Annotated in this window: 16 protein-coding genes; all 16 read left to right on the top strand. The window is 57.6% G+C overall.

Features of this window, described 5'->3' with window-relative positions:
• Window positions 1-320 precede the first annotated feature (320 nt).
• The 16 genes from E1180_RS12400 to E1180_RS12325 all read left to right on the top strand — a co-directional run bounded on the left by E1180_RS12400 (window position 321) and on the right by E1180_RS12325 (window position 16,641).
• Entirely contained in the window at window positions 321-686 is a 366-nt protein-coding gene (locus E1180_RS12400; RefSeq protein WP_155191487.1) for an NADH-quinone oxidoreductase subunit A, read from the top strand.
• Window positions 677-1,255 carry a NuoB/complex I 20 kDa subunit family protein gene (locus tag E1180_RS12395; protein WP_155191486.1) on the top strand — a complete coding sequence of 193 codons (579 nt, stop codon included), beginning with the start codon at window positions 677-679 and terminating at the stop codon, window positions 1,253-1,255. Before E1180_RS12400 ends, E1180_RS12395 begins: the two co-directional genes overlap by 10 nt.
• Window positions 1,256-1,343: 88 nt before the next feature.
• Complete coding sequence (locus E1180_RS12390) at window positions 1,344-1,949, top strand: NADH-quinone oxidoreductase subunit C (protein WP_155191485.1); 606 nt, start codon at window positions 1,344-1,346, stop codon at window positions 1,947-1,949.
• Window positions 1,950-1,960: 11 nt separating this feature from the next.
• Window positions 1,961-3,145 (top strand): NADH-quinone oxidoreductase subunit D, encoded by a 1,185-nt coding sequence (locus E1180_RS12385; protein ID WP_155191484.1) that lies wholly within the window; start codon window positions 1,961-1,963, stop codon window positions 3,143-3,145.
• Between the two features lie 79 nt (window positions 3,146-3,224).
• On the top strand, window positions 3,225-4,439 hold the full coding sequence (locus tag E1180_RS12380; protein WP_155191483.1) for an NADH-quinone oxidoreductase subunit E: 1,215 nt from the start codon (window positions 3,225-3,227) through the stop codon (window positions 4,437-4,439).
• Between the two features lie 9 nt (window positions 4,440-4,448).
• Complete coding sequence (nuoF, locus tag E1180_RS12375; RefSeq protein ID WP_155191482.1) at window positions 4,449-5,750, top strand: NADH-quinone oxidoreductase subunit NuoF; 1,302 nt, start codon at window positions 4,449-4,451, stop codon at window positions 5,748-5,750.
• 26 nt (window positions 5,751-5,776) lie between these two features.
• Window positions 5,777-7,846, top strand: coding sequence for an NADH-quinone oxidoreductase subunit NuoG (gene nuoG, locus E1180_RS12370; RefSeq protein ID WP_155191481.1), 2,070 nt, complete (start codon window positions 5,777-5,779; stop codon window positions 7,844-7,846).
• A gap of 16 nt (window positions 7,847-7,862) precedes the next feature.
• Entirely contained in the window at window positions 7,863-8,921 is a 1,059-nt protein-coding gene (gene nuoH, locus E1180_RS12365; protein WP_155191480.1) for an NADH-quinone oxidoreductase subunit NuoH, read from the top strand.
• Between the two features lie 9 nt (window positions 8,922-8,930).
• Window positions 8,931-9,170 (top strand): hypothetical protein, encoded by a 240-nt coding sequence (locus E1180_RS12360; RefSeq protein ID WP_208997108.1) that lies wholly within the window; start codon window positions 8,931-8,933, stop codon window positions 9,168-9,170.
• 17 nt (window positions 9,171-9,187) lie between these two features.
• Complete coding sequence (nuoI, locus tag E1180_RS12355) at window positions 9,188-9,676, top strand: NADH-quinone oxidoreductase subunit NuoI (protein WP_155191479.1); 489 nt, start codon at window positions 9,188-9,190, stop codon at window positions 9,674-9,676.
• A 91-nt stretch (window positions 9,677-9,767) separates the two neighbouring features.
• Window positions 9,768-10,382 carry an NADH-quinone oxidoreductase subunit J gene (locus E1180_RS12350; protein ID WP_155191478.1) on the top strand — a complete coding sequence of 205 codons (615 nt, stop codon included), beginning with the start codon at window positions 9,768-9,770 and terminating at the stop codon, window positions 10,380-10,382.
• 102 nt (window positions 10,383-10,484) lie between these two features.
• The gene (gene nuoK / locus E1180_RS12345; protein WP_155191477.1) at window positions 10,485-10,793 is read left to right on the top strand and encodes an NADH-quinone oxidoreductase subunit NuoK; all 309 of its coding nucleotides are present in this window, start codon (window positions 10,485-10,487) and stop codon (window positions 10,791-10,793) included.
• A 6-nt stretch (window positions 10,794-10,799) separates the two neighbouring features.
• Window positions 10,800-12,869 carry an NADH-quinone oxidoreductase subunit L gene (gene nuoL, locus E1180_RS12340; RefSeq protein ID WP_155191476.1) on the top strand — a complete coding sequence of 690 codons (2,070 nt, stop codon included), beginning with the start codon at window positions 10,800-10,802 and terminating at the stop codon, window positions 12,867-12,869.
• The gene (locus tag E1180_RS12335; RefSeq protein ID WP_155191475.1) at window positions 12,869-14,398 is read left to right on the top strand and encodes an NADH-quinone oxidoreductase subunit M; all 1,530 of its coding nucleotides are present in this window, start codon (window positions 12,869-12,871) and stop codon (window positions 14,396-14,398) included. Before nuoL ends, E1180_RS12335 begins: the two co-directional genes overlap by 1 nt.
• 23 nt (window positions 14,399-14,421) lie before the next feature.
• A complete protein-coding gene (gene nuoN, locus E1180_RS12330; protein ID WP_155191474.1) occupies window positions 14,422-15,858 on the top strand; it encodes an NADH-quinone oxidoreductase subunit NuoN in 1,437 nt (478 codons plus the stop codon).
• A gap of 9 nt (window positions 15,859-15,867) precedes the next feature.
• A complete protein-coding gene (locus tag E1180_RS12325) occupies window positions 15,868-16,641 on the top strand; it encodes a biotin--[acetyl-CoA-carboxylase] ligase (protein ID WP_155191473.1) in 774 nt (257 codons plus the stop codon).
• Window positions 16,642-16,684: the final 43 nt, after the last annotated feature.

The following is a 16,684-nucleotide window of genomic DNA, read 5'->3' as shown; positions in this document are numbered from 1 at the left end:
GATTCTTCTGCCGTGCAGAGCTTGTATGTGCGGGTGCGGCATAATTACCCGACCGTCTTCACAGTGTTCTTTGCGCGTGTAAACCGGCGGGAACACGGGCTTTCGAATAGGCGGTCCGAAAAATGTTGCAAGTGCGGCAAGACTTTGACTAGGCAGAGGTCTTGCGTTGCATCTGGGGGTGAGATAAGCGTGCCCGTGCATGTTGGTTTCAAGTAGCCGACGGGCTTTGCATGACCGGCGAGTATAACTGGGCGGCATGTTTTGAAGCTTCGGCGCTGGGTCCATCCCAGGTATGCTCCATATGCAAGGACGCGGAAATTATGGAAGACCTTTTGCGGGAATATATCCCGATCGTTGTGTTCATTGGCATATCGCTGGTGATTGGCCTTGCTCTGCTGATCTCGCCTTTCATCATCGCCTACAAGAATCCCGATCCGGAAAAACTGTCCGCCTACGAGTGCGGTTTCAACGCATTCGATGATGCGCGCATGAAATTCGACGTGCGCTTCTACCTTGTCGCAATCCTGTTCATCATCTTCGATCTCGAAGTCGCCTTCCTGTTTCCCTGGGCAACGGTCTTTGGGGATCTTGGGTGGTACGGGTTTTGGTCCATGATGGTGTTTCTGGGCGTTTTGACGGTCGGCTTCATCTATGAATGGAAGAAGGGAGCTCTCGAATGGGATTGACCTCCAACCAGCCGCTCGTGGCACAGCAGCCGAAAGGGATCATTGATCCCAACACCGGCCGCCCGGTCGGGGCTGATGATCCGTTCTTTATGGACGTGAACTCAGAGCTCGCCGACAAGGGCTTCCTGGTAACGTCGACGGACAATCTGATCCAGTGGGCCCGGACAGGCTCGCTCATGTGGATGACCTTCGGCTTGGCCTGTTGCGCAGTCGAAATGATGCAGATGTCCATGCCGCGGTACGACGCAGAACGCTTTGGCTTTGCCCCACGTGCGTCCCCGCGCCAGTCCGACGTCATGATTGTTGCGGGAACGCTGACCAACAAGATGGCGCCGGCCCTGCGCAAGGTCTATGACCAGATGCCTGAACCGCGCTACGTGATTTCAATGGGCTCCTGCGCCAATGGCGGCGGTTACTACCACTATTCTTATTCGGTGGTCCGCGGATGTGACCGTGTGGTTCCGGTCGACATTTATGTGCCCGGGTGCCCGCCAACCGCGGAAGCGCTGCTCTACGGTGTGCTGATGCTTCAAAAGAAGATCCGCCGGACGGGCACAATCGAACGCTAGATTTTATCTGCCGGCAGCCGCTGGCAGTGCAAGAGGAAGCGGGCCGCCTGCGGTCCAGTGAAATGCTTCGGGGGAGTGAAAGCCGAATATGGACGACACGCTAAAAGAACTTGCAGAGCATATTCAGTTGAGCTTGGGCGAGTCCCTTGTTTCCTGTAATGTGGCTTACGGCGAGTTGACGCTGTCCGTGAACGCGACTGATGTCCTCGACGTTGTCCGCTTCCTGCGCGACAACAGCGCCTGCAAGTTTGTCAATCTGACCGATATTTGCGGTGTGGACTATCCGGAGCGCGAAAAACGGTTTGACGTTGTCTACCACTTCCTGTCACCGGTTCAGAACCAGCGCATCCGCGTGAAGGTGATGACCGATGACACCACACCGGTGGCCTCACTGACGTCTCTGTTCCCCGGCGCCGAATGGTTCGAACGGGAAGCCTACGACATGTACGGCATTCTGTTCTCCGGTCACCCGGATCTGCGCCGCATATTGACCGACTATGGTTTTGATGGCCATCCGCTGCGCAAGGACTTCCCCGTTACCGGCTTTGTGGAAGTGCGGTACGACGATGAAAAGAAGCGGGTCGTTTATGAGCCGGTGCGTTTGAATCAGGAAATGCGCACATTCGATTTTCTCTCGCCCTGGGAGGGCACGGACTACGTGCTTCCTGGCGATGAAAAAGCAACGACGAATTAAGGCGGGTCCCCATGGCTGAAGCTCAGGTTCGTAACTTCAACATCAACTTTGGTCCGCAGCATCCGGCGGCACACGGCGTTTTGCGTCTTGTTCTTGAGCTTGACGGTGAGGTTGTGACCCGCGTCGATCCGCATATCGGCCTTCTGCATCGCGGCACCGAAAAGCTGATCGAGCAGAAGACCTACCTTCAGGCTGTTCCGTACTTTGACCGCCTCGACTATGTGGCGCCGATGAACCAGGAGCATGCCTTTGCCCTGGCTGTTGAGCGTCTTTTGGATATCGAGGTGCCCAAACGCGGCCAGCTGGTGCGTGTTCTCTATTCCGAAATCGGCCGGATCCTCTCGCATCTCCTCAACGTGACCACGCAGGCGATGGACGTTGGCGCTCTGACGCCGCCGCTTTGGGGCTTTGAGCCGCGCGAAGAGCTGATGGTGTTTTACGAGCGGGCTTGCGGTGCGCGCATGCACGCAGCCTATGTGCGCCCGGGCGGTGTCCACCAGGACCTGCCGCGCGATCTTCTCGACGACATTTGGGATTTTTGTGATCCGTTCCTTCAGACGCTCGATGATATCGAAGGCCTTCTGACCGACAACCGCATCTTCAAGCAACGCAATGTCGATATCGGTGTTGTCGATTTGGACGATGCCTGGGCCTGGGGCTTTTCCGGTGTGATGGTCCGTGGGTCTGGTGCACCGTGGGATTTGCGCAAGTCCCAGCCTTACGAGTGCTATGCCGACCTCGATTTCGATATCCCAATCGGAAAGAACGGGGATTGCTACGACCGGTACCTGATCCGCATGGAAGAAATGCGCCAGTCCGTCCGTATCATGAAGCAGTGCCTTGAAAAGCTCACCATTGAGACCGGGCCGGTGTCCTCCACCGATGGCAAGATCGTTCCGCCGAAACGCGGTGAGATGAAGCGCTCAATGGAAGCGCTGATCCACCACTTCAAACTCTATACCGAGGGCTACCATGTTCCGGCCGGCGAGGTATACGCGGCCGTGGAAGCGCCCAAGGGTGAGTTCGGTGTCTATCTGGTCGCCGACGGAACGAACAAGCCGTACCGCTGCAAGATCAAGGCACCGGGATACGCACATCTTCAAGCCATGGACTTTTTGTGCCGGGGGCACCAGCTCGCCGATGTCTCGGCGGTGCTTGGATCCATGGATATCGTTTTTGGCGAGGTTGACCGCTGATCCGGTCTAACCGCCATCTTAAATCGACGCCGATGGCCGGATGCCGGCATCGGTCCGCATGTAGAACGGGGAAATAACCATGGCAGTTCGCCGACTGGCCGCGGAACAACCAGAGAGCTTCACGTTCACCGAGGAAAATCTCGCGTGGGCGCATAAGCTGATCGATAGGTATCCGGAAGGCCGCCAGGCCTCCGCGGTCATTCCGTTGCTATGGCGCGCGCAGGAGCAAAATGATGGCTGGGTGAGTGAACCTGCCATCCGCTACATTGCCGAGCTTCTCGACATGCCGAAAATCCGCGTTCTGGAAGTCGCGACATTTTACACGATGTTCCAGCTCCAGCCGGTCGGCAAGAAGGCGCATATACAAGTTTGCGGGACAACGCCTTGCCAGTTGCGCGGGTCAGAGGATCTGATCAAGATCTGCAAGTCGCGCATTGCCAAGCATATGTACGAAATCTCCGAGGACGGCGCATTTTCCTGGGAAGAGGTTGAGTGCCTTGGCGCATGCGTGAATGCGCCGATGGTGCAGATCTTCAAGGATACGTATGAGGATTTGACACCGGACAGTTTCAATCAGCTGCTGGATGACATTTCTGAAGGCAAGGAAGTGACACCGGGTCCGCAAAACGGTCGGCGGTTCTCAATGGGCGAGGGCGGTCAAACCAGCCTGACCGAACTTGACGATGATACTACGGGCGATTTGCCGGTTCCCCATGTTGTTGATGGGTCGGAAAAGGCATCCCATCACTTTGCAGGCGCCTCGATCAATACCGGCGGCAAGGACTATGATGGTGTTCCGACACCTGCCGAAGATGCGGTTGCCCGTGTGGTTGCCGCACATGCTGCAAAGACCGGAAAGCCTGAGGCCGCGCCCGCCAAGCCGGCGGCAGCCCCGGCCAACACCAATGAAAAGGTGCAAAAAGCGGCCGCAAAATCAGATGAGCCGAAGCCCGTCTCCAAAGCCAAGCCGAAGAGTGCGGCACCTGCCGGGGAAAGGGCTCCTGAGACCCTGAAATCTGCCCGCGATGGCAAACCGGATGATCTGAAAAAGCTAAAAGGCGTCGGGCCGAAGCTTGAGGCGACGCTGCATGAGCTTGGCTTCTTCCACTTCGATCAGATTGCCAGCTGGGGCCCGCAGGAAATTGCCTGGGTCGATAGCCGCCTGAAGTTCAAGGGCCGCATCGAACGCGATGGCTGGATCAAACAGGCGAAACTTCTGGCATCCGGCCAGGACACCGAATTTTCCAAGCGTGTGGAAGCTGGCGATGTTGCTTCTTCCAAGAGCGAAGACTAGGGGGAAGGGATGCTTCAAGATAAGGATCGGATCTTCACCAATATCTATGGTCTGCACGATTGGGGCCTTAAGGGCGCTCAAAAACGCGGCCAGTGGGACAACACCAAGGCGCTGCTCGATAAGGGGCGCGACTGGATCATTCAGGAGATGAAGGACAGCGGCCTGCGCGGCCGTGGCGGCGCCGGCTTTCCGACCGGTCTGAAATGGTCTTTCATGCCCAAGGAATCCGATGGGCGTCCGGCCTATCTCGTGGTCAATGCCGATGAGTCCGAGCCCGGCACCTGTAAGGACCGCGAAATTCTGCGCCATGACCCGCATACCCTGGTTGAAGGGTGCCTTGTGGCCGGTTACGCCATGGGCGCGATCGCAGCATACATCTATGTCCGGGGCGAGTTCATCCGCGAGCGCGAGCGCCTGCAGGCGGCTATCGACCAGGCCTATGACGCTGGCCTGATCGGGAAGAACAACAAGAACGGCTACGATTTCGACATTTACGTCCACCATGGCGCGGGCGCGTATATCTGCGGCGAGGAAACTGCGCTTCTGGAAAGCCTGGAAGGCAAAAAGGGCCAGCCGCGCCTGAAGCCACCGTTCCCGGCAAATGTCGGCCTTTATGGCTGCCCGACAACGGTGAACAATGTTGAATCCATTGCGGTTGCTCCGACGATCCTCCGCCGTGGTGCCAGCTGGTTCTCCGCGCTTGGCCGGCCGAACAACACGGGCACCAAGCTGTTCTGTGTCTCCGGGCACGTGAACAAGCCCTCGACCTTCGAGGAAGAGCTTGGTGTTCCGTTCTCCGAGATGATCGACAAGCATTGCGGCGGCATCCGCGGCGGCTGGGACAATCTTCTCGCGGTTATTCCGGGCGGATCTTCGGTTCCTTGCTGCACGGCTGAGGACATCAAGGATGCGCCGATGGACTTCGACACATTGCGCGGCATGGGATCTGGCCTTGGTACAGCCGCCGTGATCGTGATGGACAAGTCCACAGACATTATCAAGGCGATTGCCCGTCTGAGCTACTTCTACAAGCACGAGAGCTGCGGACAGTGTACACCGTGCCGGGAAGGCACCGGATGGATGTGGCGTGTGATGGAACGCATGGTGAAGGGCGAAAGCTCCTATGAAGAGATCGACATGCTCTTCAAGGTCACCAAACAGGTCGAAGGCCACACCATTTGTGCTCTTGGAGATGCGGCCGCTTGGCCGATCCAAGGCTTGATAAAGAACTTCCGGCCGGTCATCGAGCAACGCATCGATGATTATGTCGCCAAGTCGAAATCATCTTCGGCCATGGTTGCGGCCGAGTAAGCGGAACGGAATTTGGAGAGCACCGGATGACGAAGCTCATCATCGACGGCAAGGAAGTGGAGGTCCCTTCGGACTACACCCTTCTTCAGGCTTGTGAAGAGGCAGGCGCCGAAGTTCCGCGGTTTTGCTACCATGACCGTCTGTCCATCGCGGGCAACTGCCGCATGTGTCTGGTGGAAGTGAAGGGCGGACCTCCCAAGCCGACCGCATCTTGCGCCATGGGTGTGAAGGATCTGCGCCCGGGGCCGAACGGCGAGCCGCCGGTGGTCGAGACCAAGTCTCCCATGGTGAAACAGGCGCGTGAAGGGGTGATGGAGTTTCTGCTCATCAACCACCCCCTGGATTGCCCGATCTGCGACCAGGGCGGCGAGTGCGATCTGCAGGATCAGGCGATGGCCTATGGTGTAGACGGCTCGCGCTTCCATGAGAACAAGCGCGCGGTCGAGAACAAGGAAATTGGGCCGTTGATCAAGACGATCATGACCCGGTGCATCCATTGCACGCGCTGCGTCCGTTACACGACGGAAGTCTGCGGTGTGACCGACATGGGCCTGATCGGGCGCGGCGAAGATGCCGAGATCACCACTTATCTGGAAGCAGCCCTGTCTTCCGAGATGCAGGGAAATGTTGCCGATCTTTGCCCGGTGGGCGCATTGACCCACAAGCCATATGAGTTCCATGCCCGTCCGTGGGAGCTGACGAAAACCGAGAGCATCGACGTGATGGATGCTGTCGGCTCGGCGATCCGCGTTGACACCCGCGGCAAGGAAGTCATGCGGGTCATGCCGCGGCTAAATGAGGAGATCAACGAAGAGTGGATCTCCGACAAGGCCCGCTACATCTGGGACGGCTTGAAGACACAGCGGCTTGACCGGCCTTATGCGAAAAAAGAAGGCAAGTTGCAGCCGGTTTCCTGGGCTGAGGCCTTCCGGATTATTGCTGAAAAGATGAAAGCGGCACCGGCCGAGAAAATCGGTGCGCTCGCAGGGCAGCTTGCCGGTGTCGAGGATATTTTCGCGCTGAAGAGCCTCATGGAAAAACTCGGCGTTGCCAATATCGACAGCCGTTTCCCGGGATCTCCGCTTCACCCGAAACACGGCCGCGCCAGCTACCTCTTCAATACGACGATCCAGGGGATCGAAGAGGCCGACGCGATTATGCTGATCGGCACCAATCCGCGCCTGGAGGCTCCGGTTCTCAATGCCCGCATCCGCAAGCGTTGGGTCGAGGGCGGCATGGAGGTCGGTCTGATTGGCGAAAATGCCGAACTGACCTATCCGGTCACTTATGTGGGCGCTGGTCCCGATACGCTAAAAGCACTCATCAACGACAAATCCTATGACGGGCATTCTGAAAAACCGATGGTGATCGTCGGTCAGGGGGCGCTGAACAGGGCTGACGGGGCCGAAGTTCTGGCATTGGCTGCGGACTTCGCCCGCATGCGCGGCGCGATCCGCGACGATTGGAACGGGTTCAACATTCTTCACACGGAAGCGGCGCAGGTCGGCGCGCTCGACATCGGTTTCGTGCCGGGTGAGGGCGGCAAAGATACCGGCGCTATGCTGGAACCGGGCTCGATGGACGTGCTTTATCTACTGGGTGTCGACGAGGTTGAAGTTCCGGAAGGCGCCTTTGTAATTTATCAGGGAACTCACGGTGATCGCGGTGCGCATCGCGCCGACGTCATCCTGCCGGGTGCGGCCTACACCGAAAAGTCCGCGCTTTATGTAAATACCGAAGGCCGTGTGCAAATGGCCGACCGGGCAGGATTCCCGCCAGGGGATGCCCGTGAGGATTGGGCAATTTTGCGGGCCCTGTCTGCTCAGGTAGGACAAACGCTGCCCTTCGACTCCCTTCCCGAGCTGCGCTCGAAGCTGTTTGAGGCCGTGCCTCATCTGGCAGCGGTTGACGAGATCGAGGCCGGAGATACCGCCGATCTTGAAAAAATGGCTAGCGGCTCGGCAAAAGCGGATGGGGCCGCCTTTGCCAATACAGTTCGTGATTTTTATCTGACCAACCCGATCGCGCGCGCCTCCAAGGTGATGGCCGAGTGTTCGGCGCTCGCGCAGACGCGCGCGGCAGAAGCAGCTGAATAAGGGGCAGGGGACCGATATGGCTGAGTTCATGACGACCTACGGCTGGCCGTTCCTCTGGATGGTGTTCCAGAGCGTGCTGCTGCTGGTTGTACTCCTGGTAATCGTCGCCTACGTGCTTTACGCCGACCGGAAGATCTGGGCTGCAGTTCAGATCCGCCGTGGCCCGAATGTGGTCGGACCCTGGGGGCTACTGCAGAGTTTTGCCGATCTTTTGAAGTTCGTTCTGAAAGAGCCGATCATTCCATCGGGCTCGAACAAGATCCTGTTTTTGCTGGCGCCGCTGATTTCAGTACTTCTGGCCTTGTCCGCATGGGCCGTGATCCCGGTCGCCGATGGCTGGGTGATCTCCAACATTAATGTCGGCGTCTTGTTTGTCTTTGCGGTGTCCTCGCTTGAAGTCTACGGCGTGATCATTGGCGGCTGGGCGTCCAACTCGAAATATCCTTTCCTGTCGGCGCTCCGGTCGGCAGCCCAAATGGTCTCTTATGAAGTGTCCATCGGGTTTGTAATCGTGACCGTGCTTCTTTGCGCGGGAACATTGAACCTGTCGGGTATCGTCTACGCGCAGGAAACCGGGCTTGCGGACATGCTCGGTGTTCCGTGGCTCAACATCCTGAACTGGTACTGGCTGCCGCTTTTGCCGATGTTTGTCGTGTTCTTTGTGTCAGCACTGGCCGAGACAAACCGCCCGCCATTCGATTTGGCCGAGGCGGAATCGGAACTGGTTGCGGGCTTCATGGTCGAGTACGGCTCCACCCCGTACATGATGTTCATGCTCGGTGAATATGTTGCCATCTGCTTGATGTGCGCACTCATGACGATCTTCTTCATGGGGGGATGGCTGCCCCCATTCGATTTCGCGCCGTTCACCTGGGTGCCGGGCGTTGTCTGGTTCATTTTGAAGTGTCTGCTTTGCTTCTTTATGTTCGCGATGGTCAAGGCAATGGTGCCGCGCTACCGCTACGATCAGCTGATGCGCCTTGGCTGGAAAGTGTTCCTGCCGCTGTCTTTGGCAATGGTCGTTGTTGTCGCTGCGGTTCTCATGGCAATGGGCTGGGCGCCCACCTCGGCATAAGAGGCCGTTGTGGAGGTCTCGATAGCCGGCGTCATTGGAGCAGCTGTCGGGCTCTACATCGGTTGGCTCGACTGGAAGATCCTGAAGGGTATGCTTCAGGCGTATGAAATGAAGAACAGGCAGCAGGGCGGCGATGGCGGCACTGCTGCGAAATACAGAGCGCCGATTGGAGCTGTGATCTTTGGAGTTCCGGTGATCGGCTTTCCGGTTATTGGGTATTGGGCTGCTAGCCAGCTGGCCGGTTTATGAAAGAGAGGCTAACCGCGATGGGACCCAGTCAGACCGTCAAATCGCTGTTTCTGCAGGAGTTCGTATCCGCATTTTTCCTTGCGATGCGTTACTTCTTCAAACCGAAGCCAACGGTGAATTATCCGTTCGAAAAAGGCCCGGTAAGCCCGCGTTTCAGAGGCGAGCATGCCTTGCGCCGGTATCCGAACGGGGAAGAACGTTGCATCGCCTGCAAGCTGTGCGAGGCAATCTGCCCGGCCCAGGCGATCACAATCGAAGCCGGTCCACGCCGCAATGACGGCACCCGGCGGACCACCCGTTATGACATTGACATGGTCAAGTGCATCTACTGCGGCTTCTGCCAGGAGGCCTGTCCTGTCGATGCGATTGTCGAAGGCCCGAACTTCGAATTTGCGACGGAAACCCGTGAGGAGCTGTACTACGACAAGCAGAAACTGCTTGCCAATGGTGATCGCTGGGAGCGGGAAATCGCGCGAAACATTGAAATGGACGCGCCTTACCGCTAGGAACGCAACCGTATCCTCTTAAACATCCCGGCAATTCGGCCGGGACCCGCACTTAAAGGCCACACGGCCACTCGACAAGCAGGTCTTTGAAATGATCCTGAAAGCCCTCTTCTTTTACCTGTTTGCCGGAGTAACGGTGGCGTCCGGCTTTATGGTCATCGCCGCGCGCAATCCGGTGACGTCGGTGCTCTTTCTGATTCTGGCTTTCGTTAATTCCGCCGGGCTCTTCATTCTGCTCGGTGCCGAATATCTCGCACTGCTGCTCGTGGTTGTTTATGTCGGCGCGGTCGCGGTGCTGTTCCTGTTCGTGGTGATGATGCTCGATGTGGACTTCGTGGAGCTGCGTCAGGGCTTCCTGCAGTACCTGCCCATCGGCAGCCTGATCGGTTTGATCCTGCTGGTTGAATTGCTCATGGGCTTGGGCGCGTGGGTGATCGCACCTGAAATTTTGGGGCAGGGCGCTGAGCCCATGCCGTCGTTGAACGAGACGCCGAACATCCAGGCCATCGGATCGGTGCTTTACACGAAATACATCTACTTCTTCCAGGTCGCAGGACTTGTGCTTCTGGTGGCAATGATCGGTGCGATCGTGCTGACTCTCCGCCACAAGTCGAACGTCAAGCGCCAGGATATTCCGACACAGGTCGGCCGCACCCGCGAGGACGCCGTGGAAGTGCGGAAGGTCGAGACTGGAAAAGGGATCTGACGCAGATACGTTCTGCGGTCTTTGAGAGTTGTCCTGGTGCCTGCACGCTCCTCCGTGCGGCCCCGGGTTGGGGTAATACGAGGGGAGCACGGCGAGGCGCCCATGGAAATCGGTCTGTCGCACTACCTTTCGGTCGCGGCGATTTTGTTCACGATCGGGATCTTCGGTATCTTTTTGAACCGGAAGAACGTGATTGTCATCTTGATGTCGGTCGAGCTGCTTCTGCTTTCGGTGAACATCAACTTCGTCGCCTTTTCTCATTTTCTCGGGGACATGATGGGCCAGATCTTCACCATGCTGGTTCTGACAGTCGCGGCTGCTGAAGCGGCCATCGGCCTTGCCATCCTGGTCGTATTCCACCGAAACCGCGGCTCCATCGCCGTGGAAGACGTCAACGTGATGAAAGGCTAGGGGCTGATGTATTCCGCAATTCTGTTCCTGCCGTTGATCGGCTTCCTGATTGCCGGACTGTTCGGCAAATCGATAGGCGCCAAAGCTTCGGAATATGTCACCAGCGGTCTTGTGATCCTGGCTGCTCTTCTGTCCTGGGTTGCGTTCTTCGGCTTCTGGCTGGGCGGCTCGGAAGCGCAGGTTGTTGAGCTATTCCGCTGGATGAACGCCGGGGACCTGCAGGTCTCCTGGTCGATCCGGGTGGATACCCTAACCGCGGTCATGCTGATTGTGGTCAACTCCGTCTCGGCACTCGTGCACGTTTATTCGATCGGCTATATGCACCACGATCCGCACCGGCCGCGCTTCTTTGCCTATCTGTCCCTGTTCACGTTCGCCATGCTGACGCTGGTGACCGCCGACAACCTGCTGCAGATGTTCTTCGGCTGGGAGGGCGTAGGCCTTGCCTCCTATCTTCTGATTGGGTTCTGGTACAAAAAGCCATCGGCGAATGCGGCCGCGATGAAGGCTTTCGTCGTCAACCGCGTCGGTGATTTCGGCTTCGCGCTCGGCATTTTCGGCGTATTCTTCCTGTTTGGAAGCGTCGAGTTCGAACAGATCTTCGCATCGGCTGCCGGGATCGGCGCAGAAGAGCATGCCATGCTGGCAACAGCCGGTGCGGCGGCTGCCGGCGACGCCGGGGCCATAGCAGCCCACACAGCGATGAACTTCCTCGGTTACAATGTCAGCATTGAAACCGCGATGACCATTGTGTGCCTGCTGCTCTTCATGGGGGCCATGGGCAAGTCAGCACAATTCCTGCTGCACACTTGGTTGCCGGATGCGATGGAAGGCCCGACACCCGTCTCGGCACTCATTCACGCGGCGACCATGGTGACCGCTGGTGTGTTCATGGTTGCGCGGCTGTCGCCGCTGTTTGAAACCTCAGATGTTGCACTCACCGTCGTCATCTTCTTCGGGGCAACGACGGCCTTCTTTGCAGCCACGGTCGGCCTCGTTCAAAACGACATTAAGCGGGTGATCGCCTATTCAACCTGTTCCCAGCTCGGCTACATGTTCGTGGCACTGGGGATTGGCGCCTATTCAATCGCGATCTTCCATCTGTTCACGCACGCCTTTTTCAAGGCGCTGTTGTTCCTGTGCGCTGGCTCGGTCATCCACGCCGTGTCGGACGAGCAGGACATGCGCAAGATGGGCGGCCTGCGCAAGCATATACCGATCACCTATTGGACGATGATGATCGGCACGCTGGCGCTTACAGGTGTGGGTATTCCGTTCACCCATTTCGGGTTTGCGGGCTTCGTCTCCAAGGACGCGATTATCGAGGCCGCATATGCTGCCGGTTCGGGTGATCACGCTAACTCGATTGCCCTTTACGGGTTCTGGATGACCGTTGCGGCAGCAGCTCTGACGTCCTTTTATTCCTGGCGTTTGACCTTCATGACTTTCCACGGAAAGCCGCGGGCACCTGTGGACGTGATGAAACATATTCATGAATCGCCGCTGGTCATGACGGTGCCGCTGTTCATTCTGTCGGTCGGTGCTGTCCTGGCGGGTGTGGTGTTCTACAGCTCGTTCTTCTACTCCGAAGAGGCCTACGAGGCCTTCTGGGCCGGAACCCTTCCCGCATTTGGTGCCAATCATGTGCTGCATGACATGCACTATGTCCCGGCATGGGTCCGCTTGTCGCCGTTTGTCATGATGGTTGGCGGTCTTGTGGTTGCCTATATTTTCTATATCCGCTCGCCGGATCTGCCGAAACGGCTCGCGGAGCGCCATTCTGGCCTCTACCAGTTCCTCTTGAACAAGTGGTACTTCGATGAGCTGTACGATTTCATCTTCGTCCGGCCGTCCATGTGGCTTGGCCGTGTTCTCTGGAAGAAGGGCGACGGTACAGTGATTGACGGGTTTGGACCGAACGGCGTTGCCGGCCGGGTCCAGGGCCTGACAGCCTGGGTTGTCAAACTGCAAACCGGATATCTTTACCACTATGCATTTGCCATGTTGATCGGGGTGGCCGCGCTGATCACCTGGTCAATGTTCACCGGAGCCGGCACCGGCGGGGGTGTACACTAATGATTGATTGGCCAATTCTGTCACTCACCACATTCCTGCCTTTGCTAGGTGTGCTGTTCATTCTGCTCGTTCGGGGCGAGGATGAGGATGGCAAGCGGGCTATGCGCATGGTGGCGCTTGTCACAACGTCCATCACGTTCATTCTGTCGCTTGTGATCTGGCTCTATTTTGACTACTCGAACCCGGGCTTCCAGTTTGTTGAAGAACGCCAATGGCTGGCCGGTAACATCACCTACAAGATGGGTGTTGATGGCATCTCGGTCCTCTTCGTCATCTTGACGACGTTCCTGATGCCCTTCTGTATCCTTGCCTCTTGGGAGAGTGTCCAGAAACGCGTCCGCGAATACATGATCGCGTTCCTGGTGCTGGAAACCCTGATGATCGGCGTGTTCTGTGCGCTGGATATCGTGGTGTTCTACATCTTCTTCGAAGCCGGCCTCATTCCGATGTTCCTGATCATCGGCGTTTGGGGCGGCAAGCGCCGGGTTTATGCGTCCTACAAGTTCTTTCTCTACACGCTGCTCGGCTCTGTGCTGATGCTGATTGCCATCATGGCAATGTACTGGGAAGCGGGCACGACCGATATTCAAGCGCTGCTTGATCATCCGTTCCCGGCCGAGATGCAGACCTGGCTCTGGCTCGCCTTCTTTGCCAGCTTTGCCGTTAAGATGCCGATGTGGCCGGTTCACACGTGGTTGCCCGATGCCCACGTGGAGGCCCCCACGGCAGGATCGGTTATTCTGGCGGGTATTCTCCTGAAACTTGGCGGCTACGGGTTCTTGAGGTTCTCGCTGCCCATGTTCCCGCTCGCATCCGACATGTTCGCGCCTTTGGTGTTCACGCTGTCGGTTGTCGCGATCATCTACACCTCTCTTGTCGCGCTGGTTCAGGAAGACATCAAAAAGCTGATTGCCTATTCGTCCGTCGCCCACATGGGCTATGTGACGATGGGTATCTTCACGATGACGGAGCAGGGTGTTCAGGGCGGCATCTTCCAGATGCTCTCGCACGGTATCGTCTCGGGCGCGCTGTTCCTTTGTGTCGGCGTGGTTTACGACCGGATGCATACCCGCGAGATCACCGCTTATGGCGGACTGGTCAACCGGATGCCGAAATACGCGGTTGCGTTCCTGATTTTCACGATGGCCAATGTCGGTCTGCCGGGAACCTCCGGGTTCGTCGGTGAAATCCTGACACTCATGGGCGCCTTCCAGGTGAACACATGGCTCGCGGTCTTCGCGACCACCGGCGTCATCCTGTCGGCCGCTTATGCGCTTTATCTTTACCGGCGCGTGGTGTTCGGCGCGCTTGAGAAAGAAAGCCTGAAGTCGATCCTGGACCTTGATTTGCGCGAGAAGGTGATCCTGATCCCGATGATCGTGCTGACGATTTTCTTCGGCTTCTATCCGATGGCCATTCTCGACGTCACACAAGGGGCGGTCGACAATCTCATCAATCAGTATACGGCGGCTCTTGAGGCTGCCGGTGCCGCACAACATGCGGCGGCGTCAGCTGCCGTCGGCAACTAAGGTTTCGAGGATAAGACAGAGCTATGTCAGATACCCAATTGCCAGACCTTATGCCGGTTCTGCCGGAGATCATCCTGGCCCTCGGAGCCATGGCCCTGCTCATGGTCGGTGCCTTCGGCGGCAAGCGCGTGACCTATGCCGTTTTCGGCGTTGCCATGGGATTGCTTGGCGGCACGTTCCTAATCTTGCTGCTGGCGCCCAATTTCGGTGTGACCTTCGGCGGGTCGTTCATTCTTGATGAGTTTGCTTATCTTCTGAAGCTGTTGGTCCTGATCGGGTCCTTCTTTGCCATAGCGATGTCCTGGGCCTACGCGAAAAACCAGGCCTTCGACCAGTTCGAGTATCCGATCCTGATCCTGCTTGCGACGCTGGGCATGATGCTCATGCTGTCTGCAAACGACATGATCGCCTTGTATCTCGGGCTCGAATTGCAGAGCCTTGCGCTTTACGTGGTCGCAGCCATCAATCGTGACAGCGTCCGCTCAACGGAAGCAGGCCTCAAGTACTTCGTGCTGGGCGCATTGTCCTCCGGCATGCTGCTCTATGGTATGTCGCTGGTTTACGGTTTCACGGGTCAGATTTCCTTCGAAGGCATTGCGCATGCGCTGAACGAGGAAGGGGCCTCCATCGGCTTTATCATCGGCCTGACCTTTATCCTTGCCGGTCTTGCGTTCAAGATTTCCGCAGTGCCGTTCCACATGTGGACGCCCGACGTTTATGAGGGGGCGCCAACCCCGGTCACCGCGTTTTTGGCCGCCGCGCCAAAAGTGGCTGCCATGGGCATGCTGGTGCGGATCGTGATTGACGCCTTTCAGCCGGTTACCTCGGATTGGCAGCAGATTGTCGTATTTGTCGCCATTGCATCCATGGTGCTTGGGGCTTTTGCGGCAATTGGCCAGCGTAACCTGAAGAGACTTATGGCGTATTCCTCCATTGGTCATATGGGATATGCCCTGGTGGGTCTGGCCGCTGGTACTCAGACCGGCGTCGAAGGCGTGATCTTCTACATGATCACGTATCTGGCCATGACGCTCGGTGTCTTTGCCTGCATTCTCTCCATGCGCCGCAAGGACGGCATGGTCGAAGAAATTTCGGACTTGTCTGGGCTTGCAACCACCAATCTGCCCATGGCAATCGTTTTGGCCCTGCTGATGTTCTCTCTTGCCGGGATACCGCCATTGGTTGGCTTCTTCGGGAAATGGTTCGTCTTTTCTGCAGCCGTTGAAGCAGGCCTTTATCCGCTGGCGATCATTGGTGTCCTGGCATCGGTTGTCGGATGTTACTATTACCTCCGGATTGTCAAAGTGATGTTCTTTGACGAGCCGGTGGAGGGCTTCGAACCCATGCCGGCCGAACTGAAAGTGGTGCTGGCCCTCTCCGGTATCTTTGTGATCTTCTTCTGGGCGATGCCGGGACCCGTTGTGTCGGCCGCGTCCGCAGCAGCCGGTTCGCTGTTTTAATTGGGACGCATGGACATTCCAAAAAACGAATGCCCGGCGCCAGGTGCGCCGGGCTTCAGGCTTGAACACCACGCTGAAGTCGGCTCCTCCAACACTCTGGCGTTCGACAGGGCCCGGGCAGGGGATGCCGGCCGGCTTTGGATCCGGGCGGATATCCAAACGGCGGGACGCGGCCGGCGGGGCCGTGATTGGGACTCGCCCAATGGAAATCTGTTTGCCAGCCTCTTGCTGATCAATCCAGAACCTCGCGATCGCATTGGCGAATTGCCCCTCCTTGCAGCAGTGGCCCTGGCGGAAGCAGTTGACAAAGCAGCCGGAACACTCCAACTGGTAGGCTTGAAATGGCCGAACGACCTTCTTGTCGAAGGCGCTAAGCTATCTGGAATCCTCCTGGAGGCCGAAACGCTGGGTGACGGCAGGCTCGCGGTGGTCCTTGGTATAGGGGTCAACTGCATGTCTCATCCGCCGCTTTCGATGTACCAGGCAACGGATTTGAGAAGCCTCGGGTTTCCAGTTGCGGCCGACCGATTGTTTGAATGCCTCACGGAAAGCGTGGCGAGACACTTGGCAGCCTGGCAGGGGCCCGGCGGCTTCGAGCCTGTCCGGCGCGCGTGGCTGAAACGCGCTGCCCATATAGGCAAGGAAATTACAGTGCGTACCGGGCACGAAGAGGTGACCGGTATCTTTACGGATTTGGACACCCGCGGGCACCTCGTTTTGAAACTGGACGATGGCCGGGTGCAGACAATTTATGCGGGCGATGTGTTTTTGGCCGGAAACTAGGCGGCACATGGCTCCTGCAGACAGGGTTTGAGAGGAGCAATCC

The organism is Roseibium denhamense (genome assembly GCF_009711415.1).
Classification (GTDB): domain Bacteria; phylum Pseudomonadota; class Alphaproteobacteria; order Rhizobiales; family Stappiaceae; genus Roseibium; species Roseibium denhamense.
This window is presented reverse-complemented; position numbering and strand designations above follow the sequence as displayed.